Origin of the sequence: Streptomyces sp. NPDC052721 (assembly GCF_040678315.1) — a bacterium.
GTDB lineage: Bacteria > Actinomycetota > Actinomycetes > Streptomycetales > Streptomycetaceae > Streptomyces.
This window is the reverse complement of sequence record NZ_JBFATL010000037.1, coordinates 81,093-91,040: the sequence shown is the minus strand read 5'-3', so window position 1 is coordinate 91,040 and position 9,948 is coordinate 81,093. Positions and strand designations below refer to the sequence as shown.

Below are 9,948 nucleotides of genomic sequence, written 5' to 3'. Positions count from 1 at the left end.
TCGGGCAGCGGCAGGGCGGCGAAGTCGGCGGACGTGGCGTCCTTCGACTGGATCGCGTCCAGGATGTCCTTCACGGTCACGGTGTTGCCTCCGGCGGGTGAGCGCCCTGAGGGAGGGGCGCCTAAGGGTTCGTCGGTGCTGCTGAGGGTGGTGAGGGTGTGCCGTCGGTTCGGCTCGGTGGTGCTTCGGCAGCGCTTTGTGGCGCGGGAGGGTGCCTGTGACGCAGGCGTCCGGGCGCGCAGGCCATGGGCTTGCGGGGACAGCCGGCGAGCGAAAGGTCTCTGCTCGCCGGCCGCCCGGACCCCTTCAACGTATGACACCGCGTGTCAGGCCGCAAGGCACTGAGTGCCAGATATGGCTCTCAGATGAAATCTTTACGCAACAAATGAGCGATGATCGATCGAACGGGCCGTGGAATCTCCCAGAAAACGGGCCCTGACATGGCAAAACGGCCACCCGGGCGGGTGGCCGTCGTCACAGCGGGGAAGTGCGGGTTCAGCGCTCCTTGAGGGCCTGCTCGATCGTCCGCATGACCTCGTCCAGCGGGGCGTCGGTCCGGGCGACCGTCACCAGCACCTCGCCGTGCTCTGACGCCGTCGCCCGAGCGGCAGGGGCGGCCGGCTGGGCGGCGGAGCCACGGCCGGCCCCGATACCGGTGCCGAACGTCTTGCGCACGATCGCGAAGGCGTGGTCCAGCTGCGCCTCCACGTCCCCCTGGCCACCCGCCCGCAGCCAGCGCCTGAGGACGTGGTTGTGGGCGGTGACCACGGCGGAGGCGGCGACCTCGGCCAGCAGCGGGTCGTCGTTGGCGTCGTCGGCGTGCGCGTGCTCGTCGAAATGGCCGAGCAGATACCGAGTGAACAGGCGCTCGTAGCGGGCGACGGAGGCGATCTCGGCCTCGCGCAGGGTGGGCACCTCGCGCGTGAGCTTGTAGCGGGCGACCGAGATCTCCGGCCGCGCCGCGTACATCTTCATGACCTCCTTGATGCCCCGGCACACGGTGTCGAGCGGGTGCTCGTGCGCGGGCGCGGCGTTGAGGACCGCCTCCGCGCGGATCAGCGTGTCGTCGTGGTCCGGGAAGATCGCCTCTTCTTTGGAGCGGAAGTGGCGGAAGAAGGTGCGCCGGGCGACCCCGGCGGCGGCGGCGATCTCGTCGACGGTGGTGGCCTCGTACCCCTTGGTCGCGAACAGCTCCATGGCTGCTGCCGCCAGTTCTCGGCGCATCTTGAGCCGCTGGGCGGCGGCGCGACTGCCTGCGGCACTTTCCGGCGCGTCGGGCGTAGCTGGTGTACGGGAGGACTTGGCGGGCTGGGACATGACCCGAACGTACTGCATGCGCGCAGCTCGATGCGCAGGTCCGGGGTGTCCCCCGCCCCCGGACGGCGGGGGACCGCCGGGCCGGGTGGGCGGGGCAGAGCCCCCCGGGTCGAGCAGTCCGCCCCAGTCCGGCTCCCTCCGGAACCAGTCGCCGACGCCGTCAGCGGCGGGCATACTCGCGGAAGCCGCGGCCGGTCTTGCGGCCGAGGCAGCCCGCGGCCACCAGGTGCTCCAGCAGCGGCGCCGGGGCGAGACCGGGGTCGCGGAACTCGCGGTGCAGCACCTTCTCGATCGCCAGCGAGACGTCCAGCCCGACCACGTCCAGCAGCTCGAACGGGCCCATCGGGTAGCCGCCGCCCAGCTTCATCGCCGCGTCGATGTCGTCGAGGGACGCGTAGTGCTCCTGCACCATCTTGACCGCGTTGTTGAGGTACGGGAACAGCAGCGCGTTCACGATGAAACCGGCGCGGTCGCCGCAGTCCACCGCATGCTTCCTAATCTTCGCGCACACCTCGCGCACGGTCGCGTGGACGTCGTCCGCCGTCAGCACGGTCCGCACGACCTCGACCAGCTTCATCGCCGGTGCGGGGTTGAAGAAGTGCATGCCGATCACGTCCTGCGGGCGCGAGGTGGCGCGGGCGCAGGCGACGACGGGCAGCGACGAGGTGGTGGTGGCCAGGACCGCGCCCGGCTTGCACACCTTGTCCAGCGCGGCGAACAGCTGCCGCTTGATCTCCAGGTCCTCGGCGACCGCCTCGACCGCCAGGTCGACCTCGGCGAAGGCGTCGTAGGAGCCCGCCGGCACGATCCGGTCCAGGATCTGCGCGGCGGCCTCGGCGGTCAGCCGGCCCTTGTCGACAGAGCGGGAAAGCGACTTGCCGATACGGGCCTTGGCGGCCTGCGCCTTCTCCTCGCTGCGGGCGGCCAGGACGACGTCGTAGCCCGCCTTGGCGAACACCTCGGCGATGCCGGAGGCCATGGTGCCGGAGCCTGCCACGCCCACCGAGCCCACCTCCCGGCCCGCGACCGGGGAGCCGCCCGCCGCCGGGGTCAGCGCGTCCGGCACCACCGTCCCGCTGCCCGGCGCCTCGTAGGTGTAGAAGCCGCGCCCCGACTTGCGACCGGTCAGACCGGCCTCGCTGAGCTGCTTGAGGATCGGGGCGGGGGCGTGCAGCCGGTCCCGGGACTCGGCGTACATGGCCTCCAGGACCGTCCGCGCGGTGTCGACGCCGATCAGGTCCAGCAGGGCGAGCGGGCCCATGGGCAGGCCGCAGCCGAGCCGCATGGCCGCGTCGATGTCCTCGCGGGAGGCGTACTTGGCCTCGTACATGGCGGCGGCCTGGTTGAGGTAGCCGAAGAGCAGCCCGTCCGCGACGAAGCCGGGGCGGTCGCCGACCGCGACCGGCTCCTTGCCCAGCTCGATCGCGAGGTCGGTGACGGCGGCCACGGCCTGCGGCGCGGTCAGCACCGAGGAGACGACCTCCACCAGCCGCATCGCCGGCGCCGGGTTGAAGAAGTGCAGGCCGAGCACGCGCTCGGGGCGGGCGGAGCCGGCTGCCAGCCGGGTCACCGACAGCGCGTTGGTGCCGGTCGCCAGGATCGTCTCCGGGCGGACGATGCCGTCCAGCTCGCGGAAGATCTGCTGCTTGATCTCGTACGACTCCGGGGCCACCTCGATGACGAGGTCGGCGTCGGCCGCCGCGGCGAGGTCGGTGGCGGTGCGGACCCGGGCCAGCGCCCGGGCGCGCTCCTCCTCGGTGAGCCGGCCGCGCGCCACGGCGCGGGCGGTGGCGGCCTCCAGGGTGGCGAGCGCCTGCGCGGTCCGCGCCTCGCTGATGTCGATGCCGATCACCTCACGGCCGGCCTTCGCGAGGACCTCGGTGATGCCGGTGCCCATGGTGCCGAGGCCGACGACGGCGATCGTCTTGAGCGGGGACAGCGGGGACAGAGCTGAGTCGGACAGGGGAGTGGCCATCGCGGGACTCCAGGAATGAGGGTGACGACGAGGAGCGCGCCGGGTGCGCCGAAGGGCGCACCACGGTGCGGGAGAGTGCGGGTGTTGCCGGGCTGCGAGCGCACACGCCCGGGGGGCCGACGCCACGGGCGTGCACACGCCCGGGAGCGGCGGAACTTCCGACCGGCTCTGTCCCGAAGCCGGGTCGTACTGCGGTACACACGGCGTACCGAACCGACCTGCTCGCTCGCGACGGCCGCGTCACCAAACCGTCGCCAGCGGAAATGCGAGAGGGTTACTCGCTCGTATGAGCTTAACCGGCGGGTAACGAGCGCGCTAGTCCCCGAGGGCGAACCGACTTTGTGATGTAGCTCCCCCGGCTGCCGCGACCCGCCTACGCTGGACCTCGTGGACGAAGAGTTGCGATCGCTCACGGAACGCTTACGGCAGGAGTCGGGCGGCTCGGCCGCGTTCGAGCACCTGCTGGCCACCGGGGACCACGACGAACTGGCGGAGGTGCTCACCGCCCCCGGACAGCCGCTGTGGGCCAGGGAACTGGCCGCGTTCCGCCTCGGCCGGGCCGGCGACCGGCGCGCCTTCGAGTCCCTGGTGCTGCTGCTCAACCACCGCGACCCGCCGCGCTGCGCCTGCGCCGCGCACGCCCTCGCCCGGCTCGGCGACCCGCGCACGGCCCGGGCCGCCGCCGCCCTCGCCACCAATGAACTCCGCGTCGCCTACGCCCTGCACCCGGTACGGCTCCTGGTCGCCCTGCGCGCCCCGGAGTCCGTGCCCGCGCTGATCACCACGCTGGAACGGAGGCTGCGCCCGCACGACCCCTACCGGCGGGTGGCCCTCGCCTGTGTGGAGGGCCTGGGCGCGCTCGGTGACGCCCGCGCCCGCCGGGTCCTCACCGAGGCCCTCGCGCACCCCGCGCTCGCCGAGGCCGCGGTGCACGCGCTGGCGCGGATACCGGAGCAGCAGCCGAGCTGACGCCCGGTCAGCCTCCCAGCGTCTTCACGTACCGCACCTCGGGCACCGGCACGCCGTCCACCTCGAAGGGCTCCTCGGCCCCGTCGGGGCGGAACCCGGCGCGCTCGTAGAAGCGGCGGGCGGGCGCGTTGTCCTTGAGGACCCACAGGAGCATGCGGGGATATGCCCGGCACCGCTCGGCCGACGCGGCCAGCAACGCCCGCCCGATCCCGCCGCCGAGCCGGGCCGGGGCGACGTAGATCGCGTACAGCTCGGCGTCGCCGGTGTGCGTCTCGCCGTCCCGGTACGGCCCGTGCGCCGCCCACCCGACCACTTTGCCGTCCCGCTCGGCGACCAGGTTCACCACCTTGCCGTTCCCCTCGGCGAACCACGCCCGCCGCCGCTCGGCGTCCGCGGTGATGCTGAGCCCGTCGAGGTACGGCTGGGGCATGAGCCCCCGGTAGGCGTGCTGCCAGCCACGGACCCGTATCTCGGAGACACGGTCGCAGTCGGCGAGGGTCATCTCCCGGATCGTCAGGGCGCTCACTCGGCCACCACCGCTGGGGGTACCCCCACGCTCTTCGGCAGTGGGGGAGCCTCGACCTCCAGCAGGAACTCCGGCGCCACCCGCACCGCGGAGGAGGCGGGCAGGCGGTCGTCGGGCATGTGCGCGGCGCGGGCCGCGCGGATCGCCGGCATGTGGGCCATGTCCGTGACGAAGTACGTCAGCTTGACCACGTCCTCGAAACCGGCTCCCGCGGCGGCCAGGCAGCGCCGCAGGTTCGCGAACACCACATGGGTGTACTGGGCGGCGGGGAACACCGCGGCCGGGGCGGAGATGCGGATCGGCCCACGACCGGCTCCCCGGGGCGGTTCGCTCATGACCTCATGATGGACCACCCCACTGACAACACCCCCGACGGGCTGGGTGAGGTGCCGGATGCCGGACGGCCGCGCGTGTCGTCTGCCGGTGGAGGGTGAGTCTGTGACGGGGGCGGGTGAGGTGCCGGGTGCGGGTGCGTGACGAGTGGGTGGGGGTCGAGGCTCCGGTGGGCTGGGTGAGGTGCGCGGAGCCGGACGCGTCTGCGGGCGCAGGCCCGCCCTGCGACGGCCGGGCGCGTTGCCGGGTGCCTGGCGTGTTGCCTGCCGGCGGAAGCCCAGGCTCCGATGGGTCGCGCGCGTTGCCGGGTGCCTGGCGTGTCGTCTGCCGGTGGAAGTCCAGCAGGCCGGGCAGGGGCGAGCCGCGGGGTGTCGGCGACGCCGACTTGGCCTTGAGCGGCGTCGGGTGGGGCTTCGGGCGGACCGCGCCCACCGTCGGCGCCCCGCCGCCCGGATACGTGCTTGTCCAGGCGTGTGCTGCGCCCTCCTCGGCCACCAGGCTGGTCCCACGCCCCTGGGCGTCCTCACATGAGGCTGAGCTGGACCGGTTCGGGCCCGGTGGGGGCCGGTGCCGGCTCGGCCGGGCGGATCCGGCGGGCCAGCCCCGCGCGCGTGGGCCCGATGCCGTACTCCTGTGCCAGTTCGTGCACCTGACGGGTGATTCGGCGCTGGTACCACTTGGGCGCGTAGGCGCCCTCCGCGTACAGCCGCTCGTACCGCCGCACCAGGTGCGGATGGTGCTGCCCCAGCCAGTCCATGAACCACTCGCGGGCGCCGGGGCGCAGATGCAGCACCAGGGGTGTGACGGAGGTGGCGCCGGCCGCCGCGATGGCCCGTACCGTGGCCCGCAGTTGGGCCGGGTCGTCGCTCAGGAACGGGATCACCGGCGCCATCAGCACCCCGCAGCCGATCCCGTGCTCCCCGAAGGCGCGGACGACGTCCAGCCGGCGTTCGGGCGCGGGCGTGCCCGGCTCCACCGTGCGCCACAGCCCGGCGTCCAGGAAGCCGACGGAGACCGAGACTCCTATGTCCGTGACCTCCGCCGCCCGCACCAGCAGGTCCAGGTCGCGCAGGATCAGGGTGCCTTTCGTGAGGATCGAGAACGGGTTGGCGTGATCGGTGAGCGCGGAGATGATGCCCGGCATCAGCCGGTAGCGGCCCTCGGCGCGCTGGTAGCAGTCCACGTTGGTGCCCATCGCCACGTGGTCGCCCTGCCAGCGGCGGGAGCCGAGCTGGCGGCGCAGCACCTCGGGGGCGTTGACCTTGACCACGATCTGGCTGTCGAAGCCGACGCCGGTGTCCAGGTCGAGGTAGCTGTGCGTCTTGCGGGCGAAACAGTAGACGCACGCGTGCGTGCAGCCCCGGTAGGGGTTGACCGTCCACTCGAACGGCATGCGTGAGGCGCCCGGCACCCGGTTCAGCACCGAGCGCGCCCGGACCTCGTGGAAGGTGATCCCGTGGAACTCGGGCGTGTCGAACGTCCGGGTGGTGACGGCGTCCGCACCGAACAGCGCGGCATCGGCGGCCCGGCCGTGTTCGCTCTCGTCTGTGAGGTTCTCCCAGCGCATGACGCCTCCTCGCTCGCACTGCCCACAGAATAGAACACTTGTTCCCATGATCGTGCGCACCCCGATTTGGGCGGCCGGGCGCCGGGGTGGTTGGCTTGCCCCAACCCCGAGGAACCAGGTCGTGGAGGAACGCAATGGCGCAGGTCGAGGCCACTACGGAGCGGGTCGTCGCGGCGGACGCGGAGAAGGTGTTCGACGCCCTCGCCGACTACCGCGGCACGCGGCAGAAGCTGCTGCCCGAGCAGTTCAGCGAGTACGAGGTGCGCGAGGGCGGCGACGGCGAGGGGACCCTCGTCCACTGGAAGCTCCAGGCCACCAGCAAGCGGGTGCGTGACTGCCTGCTGGAGGTCAGCGAGCCCACCGACGGCGAGCTGGTCGAGAAGGACCGCAACTCCTCCATGGTCACCACCTGGCGTGTCACCCCCGCCGGTGAGGGCAGGTCCCGCGTGGTCGTCACCACCACCTGGCAGGGCGCCGGCGGCATCGGCGGCTTCTTCGAGAGGACCTTCGCGCCCAAGGGCCTCGGCCGGATCTACGACGCCCTGCTGGCCAGGCTCGCCGCCGAGGTCGAGAAGTAGCCGAAGCACCCACCGGTGAAAGGGGGTTGGCCGCCGGTCGACCCCTTCACCGGTTCGAGTGCATCTCCGGTCCGTACCGCATGGTGCCGTAACTCGCCGCAGTTGTTCGCAGTTGTCGCCTTACGCGGGAAATGTGAACGGATGTGACGAGGGGAGCGGTACGTGGGCGGGACGACACTGGTGAAGCGCGAGCCGGTCGTGGCACCGGCCGCCGGCGAGGAGACCGCGAGCGCACCGCCGCCTCCCGCGCCGCCCGCCGGACTCGGGCCCCGCCGGGTGCGGTTGGTGTTCCTCGGGCTGATGCTGGCCCTGCTGCTGGCCGCCCTCGACCAGATGATCGTCGCCACCGCGCTGCCGAAGATCGTCGGGGAGCTGCACGGCCTGGACAAGATGTCCTGGGCGATCACCTCCTACCTGCTCACCTCCACCATCGGCCTGCCGATCTACGGCAAACTCGGTGACCTGCTCGGACGCAAGGGCGTCTTCCAGTTCGCCATCGCCGTCTTCGTCCTCGGCTCCGCCCTCGCCGGCCGGGCCGGGACCATGGACCAGCTGATCGCCTTCCGCGCGGTCCAGGGCGTCGGCGCCGGCGGGCTCATGATCGGTGTGCAGGCGATCATCGCCGACATCGTGCCGCCCCGGGAACGCGGCCGGTACATGGGCCTGATCGGCGCCGTCTTCGGCCTCGCCTCCGTCGCCGGACCGCTGCTCGGCGGCTACTTCACCGACCACCTCTCCTGGCGCTGGTGCTTCTACGTCAACGTCCCCTTCGGCCTGGTCACCCTGGCCGTCGTGGCCGTCGTCCTCAAACTCCCCAGGCCGCGCACGCGGGCCCGGCTCGACGTCCTCGGCGCCCTGCTGCTCGCCGCCGCCTCGACCTGCCTGGTCCTGCTCACCAGCTGGGGCGGCACCGAGTACGCCTGGGGCTCCCGGCAGATCCTCGGCCTCGGCGCCGGCGCCCTCCTCGCCACCGTCCTCTTCCTCGTCGCCGAGCGCTTCGCCGCCGAACCCCTCATCCCGCTCAGGCTGTTCCGCGACTCGGTCTTCAACATCAGCGGCCTGGTCGGCCTGGTGATCGGCGTCGCCCTGTTCGGCGCCGCCAGCTATCTGCCGACCTTCCTGCAGATGGTCGACGGCGCCAGCGCCACCGAGTCCGGACTGCTGATGCTGCCCATGATGGCCGGGATCGTCGGCGCCTCCGTCATCGGCGGACAGCTCATCAGCCACACCGGCCGCTACCGGATCTACCCCGTGCTCGGCGGCGCCGTCGCCACCGTCGGCATGTGGCTGCTGTCCCGGCTGGAGACCGACACGCCCCGGCTGCACTACAGCGTCTGGATGGCCGTCCTCGGCGCCGGGATCGGCCTGGTCATGCCGGTCCTCGTCCTCGCCGTGCAGAACTCCGTCCGCCCCGCCGACCTCGGCACCGCCACCAGCGCCAACAACTACTTCCGGCAGATCGGCGGCAGCGTCGGCGCCGCCGTCTTCGGCACCCTCTTCGCCGACCGGCTCACCTCCTCGCTGCACAAGGAACTGCCCCCGGGCGCGGGCACCGGACTCCCCGCCGCCGACTCGATCACCCCGCAGCTCGTCCACGCGCTGCCCCCGGCCCTGCGCGACGCCTACATCCGCGCCTACGCCGACGCGATGCCCCGGATCTTCCTCTACCTGGTCCCGGTGCTCGCCCTCGGCCTGCTCATCGCCTTCTTCCTCAAGGAGAAACCACTGGTGTCCCACAACACCGCCGAAACGGAGCCGCAGACCGTGACCGCCTCGATCCCCGGTGCCCGGGCGCCCTACGCCGCCGGGGTCCCCGTCTGCGGCACCGTGCAGCACCCCGACGGCACCGTGGTGCCCCGCGCGGCCCTCACCCTCATCGACGTCGCCGGACAGCAGATCGGGCGGGGCGCCAGCGGCGACGACGGGCGGTACGCGCTCAGCACGCCCGGCTCCGGGTCGTACGTGCTGATCGCCGCCGCCGGCGGGCACCAGCCGCAGGCCGTCTCCGTCACCGTCGGCGAACGCCCCGTCGAACTCGACGTCGTCCTCGGCGGCGCCGGCCGCCTCGCCGGCAGCGTGCTCACCGCCGACGGCAGCCCCGTCCGCGACGCCACCGTCACCCTCACCAACGTGCACGGCGAGGTCGTCGCGAGCACCCGCAGCGGACGCGAGGGCGGCTACGTCATCACCGAACTGGTCGCGGGCGAGTACACCCTCGCCGCCAGCGCCCCCGCCTTCCGGCCCGCCGCGCTCCCGGTCAGCGTGCAGGCCTCCCGGGAGACCCGGCAGGACGTCGAACTCGCGGGCGGCGCCGTGCTGAGGGGCACCGTCCGGGCGGGCGGGGGACGGCCCGTGGAGGACGCGCGCGTGACCCTGCTCGACGCCGCGGGCAACGTCGTCGACACCCTCACCACCGGAGCCGACGGAATGTTCCGGTTCGTCGATCTCTCCTCCGGCGAGTACACCGTCATCGCCGCAGGTTACCCGCCGGTCGCCACGGTGTTGCAGGTCGCGGGGGGTGGCCGGACGGAACGGGACCTTCAATTGGGCCACGAGGACTGAGCGGGGCGCCCGCCCGCCGGGCCGGAGCGATCCGGTGAAACCAATTCCAGGATTGCCACACATCGCGACCGGCGGTCGTCTTACCGTAGTGGCGGGCGGCACAGATCGTTTGCGGACAGCC

At 72.5% G+C, this 9,948-nt stretch carries 8 protein-coding genes; 3 read left to right on the top strand and 5 right to left on the bottom strand.

Features of this window, described 5'->3' with window-relative positions:
* Nucleotides 1-495 precede the first annotated feature (495 nt).
* Both AB0L21_RS29525 and AB0L21_RS29520 read right to left on the bottom strand, forming a co-directional pair.
* Nucleotides 496-1,317 carry a TetR family transcriptional regulator gene (locus AB0L21_RS29525; protein WP_365706861.1) on the bottom strand — a complete coding sequence of 274 codons (822 nt, stop codon included), beginning with the start codon at nt 1,315-1,317 and terminating at the stop codon, nt 496-498.
* Nucleotides 1,318-1,477: 160 nt separating this feature from the next.
* Nucleotides 1,478-3,292, bottom strand: a complete 1,815-nt coding sequence (locus tag AB0L21_RS29520) for a 3-hydroxyacyl-CoA dehydrogenase family protein (protein ID WP_365706863.1) — start codon at nt 3,290-3,292, stop codon at nt 1,478-1,480.
* Nucleotides 3,293-3,679: 387 nt separating this feature from the next.
* Between AB0L21_RS29520 and AB0L21_RS29515 the strand changes: the two genes are divergently transcribed.
* Nucleotides 3,680-4,261, top strand: coding sequence for an adenylosuccinate lyase (locus tag AB0L21_RS29515; protein ID WP_365706865.1), 582 nt, complete (start codon nt 3,680-3,682; stop codon nt 4,259-4,261).
* Nucleotides 4,262-4,268: 7 nt separating this feature from the next.
* Here AB0L21_RS29515 and AB0L21_RS29510 read toward each other — a convergent pair whose 3' ends face one another.
* The 3 genes from AB0L21_RS29510 to AB0L21_RS29500 all read right to left on the bottom strand — a co-directional run bounded on the left by AB0L21_RS29510 (nt 4,269) and on the right by AB0L21_RS29500 (nt 6,687).
* On the bottom strand, nt 4,269-4,787 hold the full coding sequence (locus AB0L21_RS29510) for a GNAT family N-acetyltransferase (RefSeq protein WP_365787484.1): 519 nt from the start codon (nt 4,785-4,787) through the stop codon (nt 4,269-4,271).
* Nucleotides 4,784-5,122, bottom strand: coding sequence for a RidA family protein (locus AB0L21_RS29505; protein WP_365787482.1), 339 nt, complete (start codon nt 5,120-5,122; stop codon nt 4,784-4,786). The genes AB0L21_RS29510 and AB0L21_RS29505 overlap by 4 nt, the downstream gene beginning before the upstream one ends.
* 521 nt (nt 5,123-5,643) lie before the next feature.
* Nucleotides 5,644-6,687 (bottom strand): Rv2578c family radical SAM protein, encoded by a 1,044-nt coding sequence (locus AB0L21_RS29500; RefSeq protein ID WP_365787480.1) that lies wholly within the window; start codon nt 6,685-6,687, stop codon nt 5,644-5,646.
* 134 nt (nt 6,688-6,821) lie between these two features.
* Between AB0L21_RS29500 and AB0L21_RS29495 the strand changes: the two genes are divergently transcribed.
* Complete coding sequence (locus AB0L21_RS29495) at nt 6,822-7,265, top strand: SRPBCC family protein (protein ID WP_365706873.1); 444 nt, start codon at nt 6,822-6,824, stop codon at nt 7,263-7,265.
* Between the two features lie 162 nt (nt 7,266-7,427).
* Nucleotides 7,428-9,827 (top strand): MFS transporter, encoded by a 2,400-nt coding sequence (locus AB0L21_RS29490; RefSeq protein WP_365787478.1) that lies wholly within the window; start codon nt 7,428-7,430, stop codon nt 9,825-9,827.
* Nucleotides 9,828-9,948: the final 121 nt, after the last annotated feature.